The organism is Achromobacter sp. 1012554356, from assembly GCF_059760815.1.
This window is the reverse complement of the sequence record NZ_JCBANC010000005.1, coordinates 120,085-139,807: the sequence shown is the minus strand read 5'-3', so window position 1 is coordinate 139,807 and position 19,723 is coordinate 120,085. Positions and strand designations below refer to the sequence as shown.

The following is a 19,723-nucleotide window of genomic DNA, read 5'->3' as shown; positions in this document are numbered from 1 at the left end:
CGCGGAAACATGAATGATTTGCCAGGCACGACGCCGGCGGTGACAGGCGCCTTGACGCGGCTGGATCCGGACACGCTCGACAGCCACGCGGACGCGGCAGTGCGCGATTTGCTGCGCGAAGGCAGTTCCGCCAATACGGCAGCCAGTTACCGCGCGGCGATCCGGTACTGGTCAGCCTGGTTTGGGCTGCGGTATGGCCGCGCTTTCGCGTTGCCCGTGTCCGAGGCGGCGGTCATTCAGTTTGTGGTGGACCACGCGCAACGGTCTTCCGGGAGCGGATTGGAATGGGAGTTGCCGCTGGCGCTGGACCGGGAGCTGGTGCGGCTGAAGGCGAAGGGCCGGCTGGGCGCGCCCAGCCTGAACACGCTGCTGCAGCGTCTGTCGGTGCTGTCGAAGGCGCATGAGTTGCTGGGGCACCCGAACCCCTGCCGCACCGCCGCCGTGCGGGAGCTGGTGTCCAAGACCCGCCGGGCCTATGCCCGCCGCGGCGTGGCGCCCGCCCGCAAGGAGGCGCTGACGCGCGAACCGCTGGAGGCCATGCTGGACACCTGCGACGACACGTTGCGCGGCAAGCGCGATCGCGCGCTGCTCCTGTTTGCCTGGGCCAGCGGCGGCCGGCGCCGGTCGGAGGTGGTGCGTGCCACGATGGATAACACCCGGCGCACGGGCGACGGCTATCTCTATACGATGGCGCATTCCAAGACCAACCAGACGGGCGCCGTGCGGGCCCAGGACCAGAAACCGATCCTGGGCAAGGCTGCCGAGGCGCTGGCGGACTGGCTGGCGGCGAGCGGCATCCAGCAAGGGCCGATCTTCCGCCGGGTCAGGCGCGGCGATGTCGTGGGCGAACCGCTGGCCGCCGCAGCCGTGCGCGACATCGTGCTGGACCGCAGCCGGCTGGCCGGACTGGACGGCGCGTATTCGGCGCACAGTCTGCGTTCGGGATTCGTCACGGAAGCCGGGCGACGCAACGTGCCGCTGGGCGACACGATGGCGATGACCGGCCATGCCAGCGTGGCGACGGTGATGGGGTATTTTCGCGCCGGCGCGGCTGCTCAGTCACCCGCCGCACGCCTGCTGGACGACCCGCAGGAGCCAGCCCTACAGGATCCGCACAACCTGCCGTAATGCTTGCAGTCGCCTTACAATCACCGCGCTCCGGCCTTTATCCCGACCGATTCTCTTCGGATCCAGGATGAGCGACCGGGCGCCGGCTTGTCCCCTGCCCGTTCCGATCCCATGCAAATCAATCTTCGCGGGCTTGTGCTTGCGCTTACCGTCTTCAGCGCCATCGCCGCCACGGCCAATGCCCTGTATGCAAGCTATCGCGTGCAGCGGGAGCAATTGATCGAGAACACGCTCGAATCCAACCGCGTCTACGCCACGAAACTGGCGGAAGGGGCCTCCAGTTTTCTGAGATCCGCGCAGCAGCAACTGGGATACAGCGCCCGGCACATGCCGGATCTGATGGAGTCGCCGGATCGGCTGGCCGCTGAAGTGATGCGTGTGCAACAACAGACGGACAGCTTCAACTCTGTGGGCGTGGTGGGCGCGGACGGCACCATCCTGGCGACCACGGCGTCCTTCCGCAGTTTTCTGGGCACACAGGTCGACAGCCCGGGCAGCCGCGCCGCCCTGAGCAAACGCCAGCCCATGATCAGCAAGCCGTACGTCTCGATCGCGGGCAATCTGCTGATCAATGTCACGCACCCCATCTTTTCGAACGAGGGCGCCTACATGGGGTACCTCGGGGGCACGATCTACCTGCGCAACGAAAGCGCGTTGAATGAGCTGCTGGGCAAGCACCACTACCACGATGGATCCTATCTGTATGTGGTGGACGGCGAAGGACAGCTTCTCTATCACACGGATCCCACGCGCGTCGGCGAAACGGTATTGACGAATCCGGTGGTCACGTCGGTGATCAAGGGCAACACGGGGGCGATGCGCGTCATCAACACCAAGGGCGTGGACATGCTGGCCGGATACGCGCCGGTGCCCATCAGCGGCTGGGGCGTGGTCGCGCAACGGCCCGCCCAGATCACGCTGGAACCGATCCACGACCTGATCTGGGCGTTGCTGGGCTACGCCGCGCCACTGGCGGTGGCCTTCCTGCTGGCCATCTGGTGGTGCGCCCGGATGATTTCGCTACCGCTGTCGCAACTGGCCACGAACGTGGAGCATCAGGACGTGGCCGTGGCGATGCAGCGGGTCCAGTCCGTGAAAGCCTGGTATTTCGAGGCCGAACGACTCAAGCGTGCCGTGATGGCCAGCTTCACGAGCCTGCAGGACAAGATCGGCAAGCTGAACCTGGCCAGCATCACGGACCCGCTGACCGGGCTTCGCAACCGCCGCGGCACGCAGGACGCGGTGGATCAGATGCAGGCCGGCAGCACGCCGTTTTCGGTGGTGGCGCTGGATATCGACAATTTCAAGCGGATCAACGATACCTACGGCCACACCGTGGGCGACGAGGTGATCCGCGACATGGCGCAGATCATGCGCGAATGTTCGCGGCCGTCGGACGTGCTCTGCCGCAATGGCGGCGAGGAATTCCTGATCCTGTTGCCCGGCGTGGCTGCGCCGGAGGCGGTGAATGTCGCCGAACGGCTGCGGGCGCACATCGCGCAGCGGCCATTGCACGGCGCCAACCGTGTGACGGTGTCTGCTGGCGTTGCCCAATGGCCGTCGACCGGGCCGGACGTGGACGAAGCGTTCCGGGCCGCCGATGCCGCGCTTTACGTGGCGAAGCAGCAGGGGCGCAACCGCGTAGTGATGCACGAAGCTTGATGCACGAAGCGTGATGCACGAAGCTTGAGACACGAAGCTTGATGCACGAGGCGTGCGCCGGCCTGTACCCGCCTATTTCGCAGCAAGGCATGGCGCGCCTCTCCCCTGCAAGTTTTCGCAGAAAATCGCAATCAACCGCATTGCAGCGAAATATTCTTGCCACCACAAATTGAAATAGACCGGAATCTGCCAAAACAACGTTTTGGGTAGGGGCATTTACAGTATCCTGCGCAGCTTCGACTTTGCCTGGACCTGCACGCCGAGATGTTGCGCCCTGCCGTCGCGCCAAAATCGCTGGAACGTCATTTCATTGCACTGGCTGTCGGCGTGCTGTTGCTGGTGTCGGTGCTGGCCAGCATCCTGCTCTATCAGAATTGGCAGTCGTACGGCGCGGCGTCGGACGCGCGGCAGGCATTTGCCTCGGTGCGGGCGACGATCCGTGTCCTGGAGCATTCCTCTGCCGAGCGCGGTCCCATGAACGCGGCACTGGGTTCTGCCCTGCCCGTGCCGCAAGCGGTCATGACCTCCCTGGCCGCCGCGCGCGCCAACACGGACAGCCTGATCGAGGCGCTGCTAGCCCTGCATCCCGGCGCGGACGGCAAGGCCAAGCGCAGTGAGATCCAACGCATACGCCAGGCGCTGGCTGACGCGCGCCAGGACGTGGACCGGCTGATCGCCATCCCGCGCGATCAGCTATCCGGGCAGATGCTATGGGACGGCGTCAGCGCCATGGTGCGCATCATTCCCCAATGGCAGGCGAGCCTGGCCGTCAACGCGGGGCTGGTCATGCGCAGCGAAGCCAATGCGCCCAGCCTGTTGACGCTGGCACTGCTGGCCAGCGAACTGCGCGAACAGGCCGGCCTGCTGGGCTCGACCTACACGCCCGCCCTGAGCCGGCATCGGAAGCTGACCGCCGAGGAACAGTTCCGCATCGAACGGGTGCTGGGCCGGATCGACGCGTTGCACGCGCTGATCCGGGCGCGGATGGCAACGCATCCGGATGCGCAGGCGTCCAAGATGTATGCGCGGATGGAGCAGCGCTATTTCGGGGAAGGCCTCGCCTATCTGGAACGGGTGCGCGACCAGGCGTCGCGGCAATGGGACGACGCATCGGTCTCGACCGGCGAGCTGGCTGCGGCGTATGTGCCGTTGATGGGCGCCATCACGGAATTTCGCGACGTGCTGCTGGACGAGATGGAACGCCACATCGACGCGCATCGCGTGTCAGCGGCCCGGTTGCTCGCCGTGACCCTGGCGGCGACCGCCCTGCTCGTAGCGGCGCTGGCGGCGGCGCTGGTTCAATTCCGAAAGCGCGTGATCCAGCCTTTTGCGCTGGCCACGCGCATCATTGGATCGGTCGCCAACGGGTCGACGCCGGCAAAGATTCCACCGGGCAAATACCACGGCGAAGTCCAAGAGGTCTTCAATGCGCTGCGCGTGCTTAAGGAAAACGCCGCGGCGCGCAAACGCCTGGAAGCGGAGCGCGACAGGCTGATTGCGGATCTGGCGCACACCGCCGAGACGGACTACCTGACGGGACTGTTGAACCGGCGTGCGTTTGAAAAGCGGTTTGAGGCGGCGCGCGCGCATTGGGATGAAAGCCAGCCGATGCTGGCCTTCATCCTGTTCGATATCGACCACTTCAAGACCATCAACGACACGCACGGACATGCCAGCGGCGACCTGGCGCTGAAGGCCGTGGCCGACCTGTGCTGCACAACCTGGCGTCAGTCAGACGTGGTCGCGCGCGTGGGCGGGGAGGAATTCGCGGTGCTGTGCCGCACGCGCGGCGCGCAGCAGGCGGTGGAGATGGCGGAACGGATGCGCGCATGCATTGGCGCGAGCACGGTGACGTCAGAGACCGGCGTCACGTTCGGCCTGACGGCCAGCTTTGGCGTGGCGTGTATTTCGTGGAGCCATGCCGAATCCGTCAGCGGCCTTTTCCGGGCCGCTGACGAACTCTTGTATCTGGCGAAGTTGAATGGGCGCAATCAGGTCCAGCAACGCACCCTGGGGTGAAACCGGCTTGGCGGCCCGGAGGCTTGCCGGATTACGACTTGACGCGTGAAACGTCGGCCTGCTTGGAGGTCTCGGCGCTACGGGACGGCGCGTCGTGACGGTCGGACTGCTTGTTGGATTCGGGCGCTTTCCAATTCAGCGGGGGGATCTCGAAGCTTCCCTTCTTGGCAGTCAATTGATGAGTCATAAGCATGCTCCTGGACAGGCACATGGCTTCCCCCGCCGAGCACCATGCACAGATTCTGGCGGGCCATGAATGCCGCGGGTGCGGGGGAGCATTCAGAAGGCAGGCGGCGCCGGGAAGAGATATCGGCAATCTTAGTGGTGCACTTGTAATGTTGTTCTTATAGTGCGGGTTTTGCCGATAGATAAAAGATTTTAGCACGAAGTTGACAGAAATAGCAAGCAGGAGTACCGAGTGCGTGCCAATCGGCAAATGCCGCCTCTATAATCGCTATCCATTCTCATTCTCGACCATACCCATCTCGCCGGGCCAACCATGATCGAATCCCCTCCTCCCCGACCAGCGGATTCGATCACCACGATGTACGCCAGCCATCACGGATGGCTGCTGGGATGGTTGCGCAGGCGCCTGGGCAGCGCGACGGATGCCGCCGATCTGGCGCATGACACTTTCCTGCGGGTGCTCGGGAATGCGCGCGCCGACATTCGCGAGCCGCGCGCATTCTTGTCGACGGTGGCCGGCGGCATTCTGGCCAACTTTTACCGGCGCCGCGACATCGAGCAGGCCTATTTGCGCAGTCTGGCGGATCTGCCCGAGACGTTCGCGCCCTCGCCCGAGTCTCGCGCCATGGTGCTGGAGACGCTGGTCGAGATCGACCGGCGTCTCAGTGGGCTGCCCGCGCCGGTGCGGCGGGCGTTCCTGCTGGCGCAGGTGGACGGCATGAAGCACTCCGAAATCGCCGCGACGCTTGGCGTCTCCCTGCCGACGGTGCAGCGCTACGTCGCCCGCGCGTTGCTGCAGTGCTTCTTTTGACGCGGACCGGGAGATCACGACGTGAGCATTTCCGATCCTTCGCGCTTTGCGCCCGCGGCGCCGATTGCCGACGCCGTGGCGCGGCAAGCCGTCGACTGGTTCGTGCGGCTGCGCGCGGATGCGGTCAAGCCCGAACTGCAACACGCGTGGCGCGCATGGATGGCGGCCGACCCCGAGCACGCGCGCGCATGGAACCATCTGCAGCACTGCGCGGGCGACGTGGCGGGATTGCCATCAGTATTGGCGCACGCGACGCTGGCGCACCCGGCAGCCACCGGCCGCCGCCGTTTCATGAAGTCCGCCGCGCTGCTGGCGGCCGGTGCAGGCGCCTCGTGGTGGGCCGTGCGCACAGAACCCTGGCAGCCGCTGCTGGCCGACGCCAGCACGCGCGTGGGCGAGCAGCGGCGGCTTACGCTGCCCGACGGCTCCACCGTGCTGCTCAACACGGATAGCGCGATCGATATCGGCGCCGGCGATGGGCGGCGCATTCGCTTGACGCGCGGCGAGATCCTGGTGGACGCGGTGCGCGCCCGCGACGCATTGGCATCGCCGTTTATCGTGCAGACCCGCCACGGCGAGGTCGAAACGCCCGGATCGCGGCTTGCGCTGCGGCTGGAGGCCGCGCGCAGCCTCGTCCACGCCGTGACGGGTCCGCTTATCGTGACGCCGGCCCAGGCGCCGGCGCATCGGCGCGAACTGGCGGCAGGCCTGCAGGCCGCGTTTACCGCGCTCGAGGTCCAGACGCCTGAGCCGGCGCGCGCGGGCGATCTGAGCTGGACCGATGGCGTGCTGGCGGCGCACGACATGCAGCTTGACGCCTTCCTGGCGCAACTGTCGCGATACCGCCCCGGGGTGATCCGCTGCGATCCGGCGGTGGCGGACCTGCGCGTATCCGGCGTGTATCCATTGGGCAATACCGACAAGGTGCTCGAGACGCTGGCGCTGACGCTGCCCGTATCGATGCGCTCGATGACGCGCTATTGGGTGTCAATCGGACCGCGCGGGTCGGCGGTTTGAATCTGGCCCGTGCGGGCCGGCGCATTCCCCCCTCTCCCATACCCGCAAATTATTTTCAGGTTCCGTGATGGGTTTTCCGATCTCGCGTGGCATAGGAGCTGAAGTCCCTGTCTTCACTCCCAACGACATCGAGAACCCAATGAGTCTTCCCGCCTTCAAGAGGCCGCGCCAACCGCGGCCAGCCCTGCGCGCCCTGGTCCTGGCACTGGGCATCGCGAGCGCCCTGCCCGCCGTCCTGGCGTTTCCGGGTGCGGCGCAAGCGCAGACCGCCACCACGAACTTCCGCATTCCCGCGGGGCCGCTCGCCGGCGCGCTGCTGCAATTCGGCCGTGATTCCGGACTGATGCTGTCCTACTCGGCTGCGGATGTCGAAGGCCGGCAAAGCCCCGGCGTCAGTGGCGCCTACCGGCCCGCCGAGGCGCTGGCCGCGCTGCTGTCCGGCACGGGCCTGGCTGCCCAGCGCCTGGCAAACGGCAGCTACGCGCTGCGGCCGGCGGCGCAGGCGCCGGTTGCCACGCTGGCGCCGATCGAGGTGGCTGCCAATCCGTTGTCGAGCCGCGCGTGGGGCCCCGTGGAGGGATTCGTGGCGGCGTACAGCATGACGGGCACCAAGACCGATACGCCGCTGATCGAAACGCCCCAGTCGATTTCCGTGGTGACCCGCGACCAGATGACGTGGCAGGCCATTCAGAAAACCGAGCAGGCGCTGCGCTACGAGGCCGGCGTTCGCGCCGAACTGGCGGACGACCTGCGCCATCAGAACATCACGGTGCGGGGCTTCAGCGTGGCCGCGTCCAACCAGGGCATCTACCTGGACGGCCTGGCGCTCGCGACCCGCTACTACGGCTCGTACGACGTGAATCCGTATGCCCTGGAGCGTGTGGAAGTGCTGCGCGGACCCGCGTCCCTGCTGTATGGGCAGAACCAGCCGGGCGGGATCGTGAACCAGGTCAGCAAGCGGCCCACCGAGACCCCGCTGCGCGAAGTGGAGTTCACGACCGGTGACCCGGGCCGCGCGCAGCTTGGCTTCGACTTCAGCGGTCCGGTGACAGAAGACGGGCAATGGCTGTACCGCCTGACCGGCCAGGGCCGCAACGCCGATACGGAAGTGGACACGGTGCGCGACAAACGCGCGTTCATTGCGCCGTCGTTCACGTGGCAGCCCAGCGCCGCCACGCACTTCACCGTGCTGACAAATTTCCAGCGCATCAGGGCGGGCTCCACCGATCAGTGGCTGCCGTCGGTGGGCACGTTGACGCCCACGCCGTACGGCCGGATCTCGCGCAGTTTCTTCTCGGGCGAGCCGGACTTCGACCGCTACGACAAGGACCAGGCGATGCTGGGCTACCTGTTCGAGCACAAGTTCAACGATAGCTGGACGGTGCGCCAGAACGCCCGCTACAACCAGAACCGCACGCATTACCGCGCGTTGATCTCGGAACTGGGCTGGGGCACCCTGCCCGATGGCGAGCCGGATTACCAGTCCCTGCAACGCTACGCCTTCAGCTCGGACGAGAAGGCGCGCACGCTTGCGTTGGACACGCAGCTTCAGTACCAGGGCCGCACGGGCGCATTCGCGCACACCGTGCTGCTCGGTCTGGACTACCAGCAGTCGAGCTTCGACACTCAACTGGGATTCGGCATGGATGGCGTGCCGCCGATCAATCCGTTCAACCCGGTTTACGGCTACCAGATCGACGCGCCGCCCATCTACAACGATACGTTCCAGCGCATGCGCCAGCTTGGCCTGTACGCGCAGGATCAAGTCAAGATCATGGACAAGGTCGTGGTGACGGCGGGCGGCCGCATGGACTGGTCAGAAGCCAGTACGCGCAACAACCTGACCGGTACACGCACGCAGCAGAACGACAACGCGTTCACGGGCCGCATCGGCATGGTGTACCTGTCGGACACGGGGCTGGCGCCGTATGTCAGCTACGCCACGTCATTCCGCCCGCAAGCGGGCACCACCTACGCCGGCACGCCCTTCCGTCCGACCAAGGGCGAGCAGTACGAGGCGGGCGTGAAGTTCCAACCCAAGGGGTTCGACAGCTTCATCACGGCGTCCGTGTTCCAGATCGAGCAGCGCAACGTGCTGACGCGCGACCCCGAACACGCGAATTCGCAGGTGCAGACCGGCAAGGTGCGCTCGGAAGGCTTCGAGCTGCAAGGCAAGGCATCGCTGGCCCGCAACCTGGATATCGTCGGGTCCTACACCTACACGGACATCACGACGGTGTCGAGCAACTACCCGGAACAGATCGGCAAGGTGCCCTTTGCCGGCGTGCCCGCGCACATGGCGTCGCTGTGGGTCGACTACACCATCGACACGGGGCCGCTGGCCGGACTGGGATTCGGCGCGGGCGCGCGCTATCTGGGCACCACGTACAGCGACCTTGACAACGCCGTGAAGGTGCCTTCGGTGACATTGGCCGACGCCGCGATCCGTTATGACCTGGGCCGCGCAAGCTCGGCCATGAAGGGCGCCACGCTGAGCCTGAACGCGTCGAACCTGTTCGACAAGGCCTACGTCGCCTCGTGCAACAACGTCAACTTGTGCTTCTACGGTCCGGGCCGCGTGGTGCTGGCGACGCTGCGCTACAACTGGTGATTGACTTTGGAGAATGATCGTTCTACCATCTGCCCATTGCAGATAGAACGATCATTCTCCCAATGTCCGACACCGCCCTTACCCCCGCTTCCGACGTGCAGGAAAAGCTGCTGCGCGCCACCGAACATCTGATCTATGGCGGCGGCATCAATGCCACCGGTATGGACCTCATCGTCAAGACCTCCGGCGTCTCGCGCAAGAGCATCTACAAGCACTACGGCACGAAGGAAGTCCTGGTGGCCGCGGCGCTGACGGCCCGCGACGAGCGTTGGATGCAGTGGTTCATCGACGCCACGACCCGCGCGCCGTCGCCGCGCGCCCGCCTCTTGTCCATCTTCGATGCGCTGCGCGAATGGTTTGCGTCAGACGGCTTTCGCGGTTGCGCGTTCATCAACGCCGCCGGCGAAATCGGCGACGCTGATAGCCCTATCCGCGCAGTCGCCCGGCGCCACAAAGAGCGCTTGCTTGCCCACGTGCAGTCGCTGGTGCAGGCCGCGGGCCTGCCGCACGCCGATGAGCGTGCGCGCCAATTGCTGGTGCTGATTGACGGCGCGATTGCCGTGGCCATGGTCACGGGCGACGCGTCAATCACCGACAGCGCCGAACGCGCCGCCCAGGCGCTGCTTGACGCGGACGGCTGAGTCCGCGCGCTCCTTTTCCCGTTTTTTCCACCCCTGTCCATGAGGCCCTTGCCATGACGACAACGCCCGAAGTCCGCCCGCCCTTTCCTCCCTTCACGCACGAGAGCGCCATCCAGAAGGTGCGCCTGGCCGAAGACGGCTGGAACAGCCGCGATCCCGAGAAGGTTTCGCTGGCCTACAGCCTTGATACCCGCTGGCGCAACCGCGCCGAGTTCGCCACGAACCGCGAGGAAGCGCGTGCGTTCCTGGCGCGCAAATGGGCGCGCGAGCTGGACTACCGCCTCATCAAGGAGCTGTGGGCCTACACCGGCAACCGCATCGCGGTGCGCTATGCCTACGAATGGCATGACGACTCGGGCAACTGGTTCCGTTCGTATGGCAACGAGAACTGGGAGTTTGGCGAAGACGGGCTGATGTTCAACCGCTATGCGTGCATCAACGACATGCCGATCAAGGAAGCGGACCGCAAGTTCCACTGGCCGCTGGGACGGCGTCCCGACGATCATCCGGGGCTGTCGGAACTGGGCCTGTAGTGCGCTTCGGAACCCATGCGCGCATGCGCTCCGCATGCGCGCAACAACCGCATTTCGTTTGAAAACAGCCTAGGGATTTCCCCCGGTTTTGTTGCGATACGCACACCCCTGCGCAACTTTCGCGAGCCTTGAAAGGTGAACGGAAGTTTGGATTTTTAGACTCCCGCATTCATTGCAGTGTCAGCTTTTGTTCAGACCGCAGTCAGACATAAGCACAACAACGGGAGGAAAAGACCATGCAATCAAAACGCAGCGCCGTGCGGCGCGAGGCGTGGGCCGCGGGCACGATGATCGTGCTGGGCCTGGGCGCCATCGCGCAGGCGTCAACCTATACATTGGGAAGCCTGGACCGCATGGGTCCGGGCATGTTCCCCGCGATCCTGGGCGTGCTGCTGGTCCTCTTGGGCCTGGCCATTGCCAAGATGGCGGCCTCGCCCGTGGCCGCCGAGGAAGATGCCGAAGAAGTGGCGCCGCCCGAATGGCGCGGCTGGGGTTGCATCATCGGCGGGTTGCTGTCCTTCATCCTGGTCGGCAAGTTCGGCGGCCTGGTGCCGGCGACCTTCGTGCTGGTCTTCATTTCTGCCATGGGCGATCGCCAGCACACCTGGCGCAGCGCAGCCATCCTTGCCGCCGGTGTCACGGTGCTCGGCGTGGCGGTTTTCTCCTGGGCGTTGCAGCTCCAGTTTCCGTTGTTCCGCTGGGGTTGATCCATGGAAATCCTCACTAACCTGATGCACGGGTTCTCTGTCGCGTTCGCGCTGGACAACCTGATGTGGGCGATCTTTGGCGTGTTCATGGGCAACCTGATCGGCGTGCTGCCGGGCATGGGTGTGCTAGCCGCTATTTCTATCCTGCTGCCGCTGACATACACGATGACGCCGACCGCGGCGCTGGTGATGCTGTCCGGCATCTACTACGGCTCGCAATACGGCGGCGGGATCACGTCGATCATGCTGAATCTGCCGGGCACCGCGTCGCATGCGGTAGCGTGTCTGGACGGCAATCCGCTGGCACGCAACGGCAAGGCCGGCTCTGCGCTCTTCATGCTGATGTTCTCGTCGTTCTGCGGCGCGTCCGTCGGCATCCTGGCCATGATCCTGTTCTCGCCAATGCTGGTCGACGTCGCGTTCAAGTTCGGTCCGGCCGAATACTTCTCGATGATGATGCTGGGTCTGCTGGCCGGCGCCACGCTGGCCAAGGGATCGGCGATCAAGGGCGTGGCGATGGTGGTGGTCGGCCTGCTGCTGGGCGTGGTGGGCACGGACGTCAACACGGGCACGATGCGTTTTCACTTCGGCATCCTGGAACTGTCCGACGGCCTGCAGATCGTGGCGCTGGCCATGGGTCTGTTCGGTGTGGCGGACTTCCTGAAGAACATCAACCGTATCGGCAGCGACAGCAAGGTCACGTCGGCAAAGATCAGCATGAAGTCCATGCGCCCCGAGGCCGGCGACATCAAGCAGTCGCGCGGCGCGCTGGTGCGCGGCACGGCCATCGGCGCGGCATTCGGCATCCTGCCGGGCACGGGTCCGACCATTGCGTCGTTCATTTCGTACGCGACGGAAAAGAAGGTTGCAAAGGAACCGCGCCGTTTCGGCCGCGGCGCCATTGAAGGCATCGCCGGTCCGGAAGCGGCCACCAGCGCCTCGACGCAGACCAGCTTCATTCCGACGATGAGCCTGGGCATTCCGGGCGACCCGGTCATGGCGCTGATGTTGGGCGCGCTCATCATCCACGGCATCCAGCCGGGTCCGCAGATGATGATCGAGCACGCCGACATGTTCTGGGGGCTGATCGCCAGCTTCTGGGTCGGCAACGTGCTGCTGCTGCTCTTGAACCTGCCGCTCATCGGCATGTGGGTGCGCCTGCTGACCGTTCCCTTCCGCTATCTGTTCCCTGCCGCGCTGTTCTTTGTCTGCGTGGGGGTCTACAGCACGAACAACAACCTGTTCGATGTGGGGATGGTGACCTTGTTTGGCGCGGCGGGTTATGCGCTGATCCGGCTGCGGTTTGAACCGGCGCCATTGCTGCTGGGCTTCGTGCTCGGGCCCATGGTGGAAGAGAACTTCCGCCGCGCCCTGCTGCTGTCGCGCGGCGAGCTGTCGATCTTTGTGACGCGGCCCATCAGCCTGGGCTTCATCCTGGCATGCGTGGGACTGATCGCGTTGCTCGGGGTGTCGGCCTTGCGCCAGCGCAAGGCGCGCGAAGCGCTCAAGCACGCGGAGTCCTCCGCGTAGCCGCAAGGCAAGTTTCGGGGTAGTGCTGCTTTGGCCGGTCTCGCAAGGACCGGCCTTTTTTTGCTTATCGCGGGCTTAATTGGAACGCTGCTCAGGTGTGGCTGGCGCGCTTCAGATCGTCATGCCTTGGCGGCAACGGGAACCCGGAATGGGACGCCCAGCCGATTGAAGGCATTCATGGCAGCGATCGCGATCGTGAGATCGACCAGATCTTTGGGTGCGAACGCGGCCGAGGCGGCGGCATAGGCTTCGTCCGACGCGTGGGTTTCGCTGACGCGGGTCACTTCCTCTGCCCACGCCAGCGCGGCGCGTTCCTGGTCGGAGAACAGGTGGTGCACCTCGTCCCACACGGGTACCAGCGTGATCTTCTCGACCGACATGGTTTTGCGCAGGTCACGGCTGTGCAGGTCGATGCAGTGCGCGCAGCCATTGATCTGCGAGACGCGCAAAAACACGAGATGCACGAGTTCCGCCGGAAGCGCCGTGCGCTGCGTGACGTAGTGGTGGATGCCAAAGAGGGCTTTCGCGCCTTCGGGTGCGGCTTCTTGCCAGTTCAAGCGGGTCATTCCAGTTCCTTGCTGCTGTGGTTGAGAACCGCAACGTTACCCTTGCGGATGCCCACGCAACAGATCCAAGAATTGGCGTATTGACTGGACCAAGATGGCAATTGCCGCGACCGTGCCTGCAGATGGGTAAAGCCCTTCATGGCACGCGGGTGGAGTCAGCGATCGGGCGTGGAGACGGGGCCGGTCGGGGCGCCGGTGTGGCCGTCGATGTGCCCGAGCGGGCGGCCCGGATCCAGCCGGTCGCGCACGCGCTGCTTCAGGACCTTGGCTTCGGGAAAACCGCCGTCGCGCTTGCGGTCCCAGATCAGGTCGCCGTTGTAGGTAATCTGGAAGATGCCGCCGGTGCCGGGCTGCAGCGCCACTTCGCCCAGATCGGTCGAAAAAGTGGAGAGCAGTTCCTGCGCCATCCAGCCGGCGCGCAGCAGCCACTGGCACTGTGTGCAGTACAGGATGACGATGCGAGGGCGCAAGGCGGGCGGATTCATGGGAAAGGCATTCTACGCCAGCCCGGCCGCGCACGATCATGGATAATCTCGGGTTTTCCCGGGTCTGCAATGGGCCCAGAGCCTGCAATGAAGTCTGCCTTGACGCCCCGAGGCCAGCGCTGGCTGATCGGTCTTTTGATGGGACTGGTCACGCTCACGCCGATGGCCATCGATATCTACCTGCCCTCCCTGCCCGCCATGGCGCACGCACTTGGCGAGTCCATTGGCGCGCTGCAGGCCAGCATCACCCTGTTCATCTTCGCGGTGGGCCTGGGCCAGGTGGTGATCGGACCGCTGGCCGACCGCTATGGCAGGCGGCCCGTGGCGCTGTGCGGGGCGATGGCGTATCTGGCGGGCTCCGCGCTGGGCGCGGCGGCAACGTCGCTCGAGGTGTTCTATGCGGCGCGCATCGTGCAGGGCTTGGGCGCGTGTTCGGCGTCGCTGGTGGCGTTTGCCGCCGTGCGCGATTGCTTCAGTCCGGCCGTCGGCGCGCGGGTCTACAGCTATCTGAACGGCGCGCTGTGCACGGTGCCGGCGCTGGCGCCGATGGTGGGCGGCGTGCTGGCGCTGCATGCCGGCTGGCGCAGCACGTTCGTGTTCATGGCGGTGTTTGCGCTGGCGTTGGCGGCGCTGCTTGCGCTGCGCTTCGAGGAGACGCGGGCCAAGCCGGCGCACCGGCCGGGCGCGTTGTACAGCCTGCCCCGCTATGCGCCCATCGTTGCGAGCGGCCGGTTTCTGTACTTTGCGTGCTTCGGCATGGCGGGCATGGCCATGATCCTGGTGTTCGTGTCGGCCGCGCCGGTCGTGCTGGTGCAGCAGCTCGGCTATTCGGAGCTGGGGTTTTCGGCCTGGTTCGGTGGCAATGCGGCGATCAACATCGCGGCGTTCTTCCTGGCGCCTGCGTTCATCGCGCGGTACGGCCGCTACACCATGGTGCGTGTCGGCATGGTGGCCCTGTTGATTGCGTCGGCCCTGCATCTGGGCGCGTGGCTGTGGGCGCCGCTGTCGGCATGGATTTTCATGCTGCCCGTGGCGGTGCTGACCGTGGGATTCTCGCTGGCTTTGGGGTCAGGGTTAAGTCTGGCGCTGGAGCCTTTTGCGGACCGGGCGGGCACCGCCGCGGCAGTCTACGGGTTGTTCCAGATGAGCGGGTCGGCGGTGATCGCGACCGTGCTGCTGGATAGCGGAATGGCGCCGCAAGCGGCCATGGCGTTGATTGGGGCGGTGATTGTGGCGCCGTTGCTGCTGTTGTCGCCGGCACTGGGCCGGCGCCTTGGACCGGGTTCCTGAGCGCACGCGCATTCGGGCCGGTGTTTGACACCCTGGGCAGTCGACCGTCAGCGCGTGGCAGCGTCTCAGCGGGTGTCAGACACCTCGCATCAGATCGGGCGCGCTCATTGGCTAGACCAGCCAGCCCAGCGACCAGCCGCTGACGGCCGCCAGCAGCACCACCCATACCGGCGACCAGCGGGCATAGACCAGCAGTGCGAACAGCAGCAAGGCGAGGCCGAAGTCGGCCTTGCCGAGAATCGCACTGGTCCAGACGGGGTCGTACAGCGCGCCGAGCAGGATGCCGACGACGCTGGCATTGACGCCGGCCACCATGTTGCGCACGCCGGGCCGGCGGCGCAGCGTGTCCCAGAATGGCAGCGCAGCAGCGAGCAGCAAGGCGCCCGGCACGAAGATGACGCACAGCAGGGTCAGCCCGCCCGCCCAGCCGGACAAGGGGCCGGACGACATGGCGCCCAGGAAGGCCGCGAACGTGAACAACGGGCCGGGCATCGCCTGCGCCGCGCCATAGCCAGCGAGAAAGTCCGCGTTGGACACCATTCCGGAAGAGACCGACGCGGTCTCCAGCAGCGGCAACACCACGTGCCCGCCGCCAAACACCAACGCCCCGGCACGGTAGAAACCGGCTATCTGGCTGGCTAGCGCGCCGTCCGAGAACATCGCCCAGAGCGGCAGCCCCGCCATCAAAGCGGCAAACAGCGCCAGTGACGCCAGACCCGCCGCGCGAGGCACGCCCGATGAGGCGTTGGACAGGACGGGCCGGGGCGGCAGTTGCAGGAAGGCAGCGCCGATGACCGCGCCCAGCACGACGGCCCCGATCTGCGCCAGCGCGGTGGGCAGCACGACGGTGAGCAATGCCGCGGCAACGGCCAGCGCGGCGCGTGGCCGGTCCGGACAGAGCGAGCGTCCCATGCCCCAGACCGCCTGGGCCACAATGGCGACCGCCGCCACCTTCAGGCCATGAATGGCCGCCGACTCAGACAGCCAGCCATAGTGGGCAAGCCCCAGCGCGAAGCCGATCAGGGCAAGCGCCGACGGCAGCGTGAACGCAATCCACGCGGCCAGCATGCCGGCCCAGCCGGCCCGGCGCAGGCCGATCGCCATGCCGACCTGGCTGCTGGCGGGGCCCGGCAGAAACTGGCACAACGCGACCAGATCGGAAAAGGCGTAGTCGTCGAGCCATCTCCGCCGGTCTACGAATTCGGTGCGGAAGTAGCCCAGGTGCGCCACCGGTCCGCCAAAGGACGTCAGGCCCAGGCGCAGGAACACCAGAAACACTTCAAGGAAGGATCCGCGGCCGGTCTGGGCGCGCGCGCCGGTGGCCGGCTTGCTGTCGACGTGTTCATCGTGGGGGGATGGATGCGGCATCGGCTCGGGCTTCTTGGGAGTCAGGGCGTCGATTTTTTCGGGCCCCGGTTTCAAGCTTATAGCCGGGCCACGGCCGAGATTCAATCGGATAAATGTCAGGAATTGGCGCTTGCCGCGCCCGTCCCGGCGCGGATCATGGCCCATATGGAAACCGGGTGGCTGACACGCAGTATCAGGCCAATGACGGCCTCGCCCTTGCGCGGTTCACATGAGCTGCAGGAGCCGGCGGGCCAGTTGCTCCGCCTGCTCGGCCGACACGATGTTGGTGAAGCTCATCAGCAGGCCGGAGCGCGCATCGGGCGCCGCCGACCAGTGCGACAAGGCCTGCGCATACAGGCCATGCTGCAGCATGCGCGCCGCCAGCTCGCGGTCGGTCTGATGGCCTTCCAGGTGCGCCACCAGGTGCATGCCGCCCGGCTGCAAATCGATGCGCATGCGAGAACCCAACACATCGGATAACGCTGCCGCCGTGGCGTTGCGCCGTTCGCTGTACAGGCGGCGCATGCGCTGGATATGGCGTGCGAAATGGCCTTCGTTGATGAACGAGGTCAGAACGGCTTGCGTCAGCGCCGGCGAGCCGCCCGCCAGCAGGCTGCACAGGCGCTCGAAGCGCGGCGCCTGCGCTTCGGGCACGACCAGATAGGCGAGCCGCATGCCGGGGAACAGCACCTTGCTGAACGTGCCCGAATACAGCACCCGCCCCTGCTGATCCAGGCTTTTCAGGGCCGGGAGCGGACGACCTACGTAGCGGTATTCGCCGTCGTAGTCGTCTTCCACGATCCAGGCGCTGCTGCGTTCTGCCCAGTCCAGCAAGGCCTGGCGCCTGGGCAGCGACAGCGACAGGCAGAGCGGACTATGGTGCGCGGGCGTCACGACGGCGGCCCGGGCCCGCGGCTCTTGCGCAATGCCCGCCTCCACCACGAGACCTTCGGCATCCACGCGCACCGGCACGGCCTGCATGCCGGCCTGCGCAAGCAGCGTCCGCGTGGGCGGATAGCCGGGATCTTCCACCCAGACCGAATCGCCGGGCTTGAAGAGCGCCTGCATGATGAGTTGCAGGGTGTTGTTGTAGCCGGACGTGATGAACACCTGGCTGGGCGTGCACTGAATGCCGCGCGCCACCTGCAGGTAGGCCGCCGTGGCGGTTCGCAGCCCGAGCAATCCCGCGGGATCGGGATAGCCGAGGTCCGGCGGCTGCATGCCGCGCAGATGGCGCGCGCCCAGGCGCGCCCAGATCTTGCGCGGAAAGGCGTCAAGCGCAGGCAGCCCCATCTGGAATGGCAGCGGCGTGCCAGGTCGCGGCCAGCGATCTTCCATCACCTCGGTCGGCGGTGTCCGCACCGCCGGCGCCGAGCGCGCGAGGGGTTGCAGATTTGGCGCGACCACCGTGCCGGCCTGCCCGCGTGCCTGGATATACCCTTCCGAGGCCAGCAGCGAGTACGCGACTTCAACGGTGCCGCGCGCCACGCCTATTTCCTTGGCGAGCGCGCGCGCTGAGGGGATTCGGTCGCCGGGTTTAAGGGTGCCTTCGGCGATGGCGCTTCGAAAGCGCTCGTAGACCTGCCGATACAGCGGGTTGGCGTCGGCGTCGGTGACGGTTTGCAGCCCGTGAGGTGTTGCGGGAATCATGGCATAGTCCTTAAGCGCATTTATGGCCCTTTGAATTATGTCATGTGGTTTTTAAGATTCGTACTCACGGTGGGCGTACGTTCAGCGCCCTGACCTCTGAGGTACTTATCCATGCACACATCCTCCACGGAACCCGCGTTGCGCCATCTGGAGACGCCTGAAGAATGGCGGGCCTGCCTGCCGCTGATGCGCGAACTGCGTCCCCATCTGGCCCATGCCGACGACTTTACTGAGCGCCTGGCCCGGATGCACCAGGAAAACTACCGGCTGCTCGCCGTCATGCGCGACGGCCAGGCGGTCGCGCTGGCCGGATATCGGTATCAGGAAAACCTGATCTACGGCCGCTTCATGTACGTGGACGACCTGGTGGTGGATCCATCGGCGCGCGGCAGCCGTTGGGGAGCCCGGCTGATTGCCGAACTGGACCAACTCGCGCGCGGCGCCGACTGCGACAAGCTTGTGCTCGATACCGGCCTGGGCAACGCGCTGGCGCAACGCTTCTACTTCCGGCAGGGCCTGTTGACCAGCGCCATCCGGTTCAGCAAGCCCTTGAAAGGAAGTTCCCAATGAGCATTCTTCGAATCCGCTGCAGCCCGCGGGGGCTCGAATCGGAAAGCTATCGCCTGTCGCAGCAGATCATCGACCGGCTGGCGCAGACGGGCCCGGCGGGCGGACTGGAGGTCGTGGAGTTCGACGCCACCACCCTCACCCATGCGGATGGCGACTATGCGGCCGTCCTGGCGGCGCGAGAGGAGCCCGCGGCCGACGGATCGGAAAACGGCTCGCTGCTCGCGTCGGGCGGACTGATCCGAATGCTGGACGATGCCAGCCACATCGTGCTGGCCACGCCGATGCACAACTTCACGGTGCCGTCCGCGCTGAAGGCATGGCTGGACCACGTGGTCCGGGTGCGCCACACGTTCCACATCACTGCGCAAGGCAAGGTCGGTGTGCTCGCGGACCGTCCGGTGTTTGTCGCGATTTCGTCGGGCGGCACGTTCAGCGGCGAGGACGCAGGGCAGCCGGACTTCCTGACGCCGTACCTGCGGCATGTGCTGGCGACGATCGGGTTGAAGCAGGTGACGTTCGTGGCGGTTGAAGGGACCGCTCGTGGCCCTGAGCTGCTGGCGGCGGCGCGGGCGCGCGCACACGCCGCGCTCGGTGCAATTTCGTATGCCGCTGTGGCTGAGGAAATGGCCGGCTGATGGCGTTTACGGTTGCTTGCGTTTTGACGCGAGCAGCGGGCAAAACGGGCCCCGGATCCAGCCAGGATCGCGGGGCTTTGACCTTGGAATTGTTGCCGCCCGCTGACCGGAAATAATCAAGTGCGGCGCGGCTGAAAATCTGTCTATCAGCGCTACGCATGTCGCCCAAAACCATCGGCCGGTCCTTGATACGCTAAGAACATCTCAAACCATCGTTTTAAATGCCACAAAAGTTCATTTTTCATCAAGTACTTACGACGCTTTTCTTAATACATTTATGAATTGTGTCGAATTTTATAATCTGCCCGCAAGAATAAGAACAATCCGAACAAGTG

At 65.6% G+C, this 19,723-nt stretch carries 18 protein-coding genes; 13 read left to right on the top strand and 5 right to left on the bottom strand.

Features of this window, described 5'->3' with window-relative positions:
• Positions 1 to 9 precede the first annotated feature (9 nt).
• The 3 genes from AC6LJW_RS03985 (at position 10) to AC6LJW_RS03975 (ending at position 4,809) form a co-directional block, all read left to right on the top strand.
• Positions 10 to 1,128, top strand: coding sequence for a site-specific integrase (locus AC6LJW_RS03985; RefSeq protein ID WP_498086547.1), 1,119 nt, complete (start codon positions 10 to 12; stop codon positions 1,126 to 1,128).
• 111 nt (positions 1,129 to 1,239) lie between these two features.
• Positions 1,240 to 2,790 (top strand): sensor domain-containing diguanylate cyclase, encoded by a 1,551-nt coding sequence (locus AC6LJW_RS03980; RefSeq protein WP_427986360.1) that lies wholly within the window; start codon positions 1,240 to 1,242, stop codon positions 2,788 to 2,790.
• Positions 2,791 to 3,054: 264 nt separating this feature from the next.
• Positions 3,055 to 4,809, top strand: coding sequence for a GGDEF domain-containing protein (locus tag AC6LJW_RS03975; protein WP_427986358.1), 1,755 nt, complete (start codon positions 3,055 to 3,057; stop codon positions 4,807 to 4,809).
• Positions 4,810 to 4,840: 31 nt separating this feature from the next.
• Here AC6LJW_RS03975 and AC6LJW_RS03970 read toward each other — a convergent pair whose 3' ends face one another.
• On the bottom strand, positions 4,841 to 4,996 hold the full coding sequence (locus AC6LJW_RS03970; protein WP_175121543.1) for a hypothetical protein: 156 nt from the start codon (positions 4,994 to 4,996) through the stop codon (positions 4,841 to 4,843).
• 312 nt (positions 4,997 to 5,308) lie between these two features.
• Between AC6LJW_RS03970 and AC6LJW_RS03965 the strand changes: the two genes are divergently transcribed.
• The 7 genes from AC6LJW_RS03965 (at position 5,309) to AC6LJW_RS03935 (ending at position 12,845) form a co-directional block, all read left to right on the top strand.
• Complete coding sequence (locus tag AC6LJW_RS03965) at positions 5,309 to 5,806, top strand: sigma-70 family RNA polymerase sigma factor (RefSeq protein WP_498086546.1); 498 nt, start codon at positions 5,309 to 5,311, stop codon at positions 5,804 to 5,806.
• Positions 5,807 to 5,827: 21 nt separating this feature from the next.
• Positions 5,828 to 6,823, top strand: a complete 996-nt coding sequence (locus tag AC6LJW_RS03960; RefSeq protein ID WP_056561281.1) for a FecR domain-containing protein — start codon at positions 5,828 to 5,830, stop codon at positions 6,821 to 6,823.
• A 139-nt stretch (positions 6,824 to 6,962) separates the two neighbouring features.
• Entirely contained in the window at positions 6,963 to 9,434 is a 2,472-nt protein-coding gene (locus AC6LJW_RS03955) for a TonB-dependent siderophore receptor (protein WP_498086545.1), read from the top strand.
• Between the two features lie 62 nt (positions 9,435 to 9,496).
• Positions 9,497 to 10,075 carry a TetR/AcrR family transcriptional regulator gene (locus AC6LJW_RS03950; protein ID WP_056561278.1) on the top strand — a complete coding sequence of 193 codons (579 nt, stop codon included), beginning with the start codon at positions 9,497 to 9,499 and terminating at the stop codon, positions 10,073 to 10,075.
• Between the two features lie 53 nt (positions 10,076 to 10,128).
• Positions 10,129 to 10,608 carry a nuclear transport factor 2 family protein gene (locus tag AC6LJW_RS03945; protein WP_056561276.1) on the top strand — a complete coding sequence of 160 codons (480 nt, stop codon included), beginning with the start codon at positions 10,129 to 10,131 and terminating at the stop codon, positions 10,606 to 10,608.
• A 236-nt stretch (positions 10,609 to 10,844) separates the two neighbouring features.
• Positions 10,845 to 11,315 (top strand): tripartite tricarboxylate transporter TctB family protein, encoded by a 471-nt coding sequence (locus tag AC6LJW_RS03940; protein WP_056561274.1) that lies wholly within the window; start codon positions 10,845 to 10,847, stop codon positions 11,313 to 11,315.
• Between the two features lie 3 nt (positions 11,316 to 11,318).
• A complete protein-coding gene (locus AC6LJW_RS03935; RefSeq protein WP_056561272.1) occupies positions 11,319 to 12,845 on the top strand; it encodes a tripartite tricarboxylate transporter permease in 1,527 nt (508 codons plus the stop codon).
• A 119-nt stretch (positions 12,846 to 12,964) separates the two neighbouring features.
• On the opposite strand, the gene AC6LJW_RS03930 is transcribed toward AC6LJW_RS03935, so the two are convergent.
• Both AC6LJW_RS03930 and AC6LJW_RS03925 read right to left on the bottom strand, forming a co-directional pair.
• Complete coding sequence (locus AC6LJW_RS03930) at positions 12,965 to 13,411, bottom strand: carboxymuconolactone decarboxylase family protein (protein WP_105238913.1); 447 nt, start codon at positions 13,409 to 13,411, stop codon at positions 12,965 to 12,967.
• Between the two features lie 155 nt (positions 13,412 to 13,566).
• Entirely contained in the window at positions 13,567 to 13,896 is a 330-nt protein-coding gene (locus AC6LJW_RS03925; RefSeq protein ID WP_056561268.1) for an Rdx family protein, read from the bottom strand.
• A gap of 87 nt (positions 13,897 to 13,983) precedes the next feature.
• Here AC6LJW_RS03925 and AC6LJW_RS03920 point away from each other — a divergent pair, with 87 nt between their 5' ends.
• The gene (locus tag AC6LJW_RS03920) at positions 13,984 to 15,186 is read left to right on the top strand and encodes a multidrug effflux MFS transporter (protein ID WP_056561266.1); all 1,203 of its coding nucleotides are present in this window, start codon (positions 13,984 to 13,986) and stop codon (positions 15,184 to 15,186) included.
• A 111-nt stretch (positions 15,187 to 15,297) separates the two neighbouring features.
• Here the strand turns inward: AC6LJW_RS03920 and chrA are convergent, their stop codons facing one another.
• Both chrA and pdxR read right to left on the bottom strand, forming a co-directional pair.
• Positions 15,298 to 16,554, bottom strand: coding sequence for a chromate efflux transporter (gene chrA / locus AC6LJW_RS03915; protein WP_056566483.1), 1,257 nt, complete (start codon positions 16,552 to 16,554; stop codon positions 15,298 to 15,300).
• Positions 16,555 to 16,758: 204 nt separating this feature from the next.
• Positions 16,759 to 18,183: a MocR-like pyridoxine biosynthesis transcription factor PdxR gene (gene pdxR / locus AC6LJW_RS03910; RefSeq protein ID WP_056561264.1), complete on the bottom strand. Its 1,425-nt coding sequence runs from the start codon at positions 18,181 to 18,183 to the stop codon at positions 16,759 to 16,761.
• 111 nt (positions 18,184 to 18,294) lie between these two features.
• Between pdxR and AC6LJW_RS03905 the strand changes: the two genes are divergently transcribed.
• Both AC6LJW_RS03905 and AC6LJW_RS03900 read left to right on the top strand, forming a co-directional pair.
• The gene (locus AC6LJW_RS03905; RefSeq protein WP_056561263.1) at positions 18,295 to 18,753 is read left to right on the top strand and encodes a GNAT family N-acetyltransferase; all 459 of its coding nucleotides are present in this window, start codon (positions 18,295 to 18,297) and stop codon (positions 18,751 to 18,753) included.
• The gene (locus AC6LJW_RS03900; RefSeq protein ID WP_498086544.1) at positions 18,750 to 19,388 is read left to right on the top strand and encodes an FMN-dependent NADH-azoreductase; all 639 of its coding nucleotides are present in this window, start codon (positions 18,750 to 18,752) and stop codon (positions 19,386 to 19,388) included. The genes AC6LJW_RS03905 and AC6LJW_RS03900 overlap by 4 nt, the downstream gene beginning before the upstream one ends.
• The last annotated feature ends 335 nt before the right edge of the window (positions 19,389 to 19,723 follow it).

Excerpts from the sequence above, each read along its gene's own strand:
- AC6LJW_RS03985 (WP_498086547.1), top strand. The coding sequence starts at position 10 with ATGAATGATTTGCCAGGCACGACGCCGGCGGTGACAGGCGCCTTGACG.
- AC6LJW_RS03980 (WP_427986360.1), top strand. The coding sequence starts at position 1,240 with ATGCAAATCAATCTTCGCGGGCTTGTGCTTGCGCTTACCGTCTTCAGC.
- AC6LJW_RS03975 (WP_427986358.1), top strand. The coding sequence starts at position 3,055 with ATGTTGCGCCCTGCCGTCGCGCCAAAATCGCTGGAACGTCATTTCATT.
- AC6LJW_RS03970 (WP_175121543.1), bottom strand. The coding sequence starts at position 4,996 with ATGACTCATCAATTGACTGCCAAGAAGGGAAGCTTCGAGATCCCCCCG.
- AC6LJW_RS03965 (WP_498086546.1), top strand. The coding sequence starts at position 5,309 with ATGATCGAATCCCCTCCTCCCCGACCAGCGGATTCGATCACCACGATG.
- AC6LJW_RS03955 (WP_498086545.1), top strand. The coding sequence starts at position 6,963 with ATGAGTCTTCCCGCCTTCAAGAGGCCGCGCCAACCGCGGCCAGCCCTG.
- AC6LJW_RS03950 (WP_056561278.1), top strand. The coding sequence starts at position 9,497 with ATGTCCGACACCGCCCTTACCCCCGCTTCCGACGTGCAGGAAAAGCTG.
- AC6LJW_RS03945 (WP_056561276.1), top strand. The coding sequence starts at position 10,129 with ATGACGACAACGCCCGAAGTCCGCCCGCCCTTTCCTCCCTTCACGCAC.
- AC6LJW_RS03940 (WP_056561274.1), top strand. The coding sequence starts at position 10,845 with ATGCAATCAAAACGCAGCGCCGTGCGGCGCGAGGCGTGGGCCGCGGGC.
- AC6LJW_RS03935 (WP_056561272.1), top strand. The coding sequence starts at position 11,319 with ATGGAAATCCTCACTAACCTGATGCACGGGTTCTCTGTCGCGTTCGCG.
- AC6LJW_RS03930 (WP_105238913.1), bottom strand. The coding sequence starts at position 13,411 with ATGACCCGCTTGAACTGGCAAGAAGCCGCACCCGAAGGCGCGAAAGCC.
- AC6LJW_RS03925 (WP_056561268.1), bottom strand. The coding sequence starts at position 13,896 with ATGAATCCGCCCGCCTTGCGCCCTCGCATCGTCATCCTGTACTGCACA.
- AC6LJW_RS03920 (WP_056561266.1), top strand. The coding sequence starts at position 13,984 with ATGAAGTCTGCCTTGACGCCCCGAGGCCAGCGCTGGCTGATCGGTCTT.
- chrA (WP_056566483.1), bottom strand. The coding sequence starts at position 16,554 with ATGCCGCATCCATCCCCCCACGATGAACACGTCGACAGCAAGCCGGCC.
- pdxR (WP_056561264.1), bottom strand. The coding sequence starts at position 18,183 with ATGATTCCCGCAACACCTCACGGGCTGCAAACCGTCACCGACGCCGAC.
- AC6LJW_RS03905 (WP_056561263.1), top strand. The coding sequence starts at position 18,295 with ATGCACACATCCTCCACGGAACCCGCGTTGCGCCATCTGGAGACGCCT.
- AC6LJW_RS03900 (WP_498086544.1), top strand. The coding sequence starts at position 18,750 with ATGAGCATTCTTCGAATCCGCTGCAGCCCGCGGGGGCTCGAATCGGAA.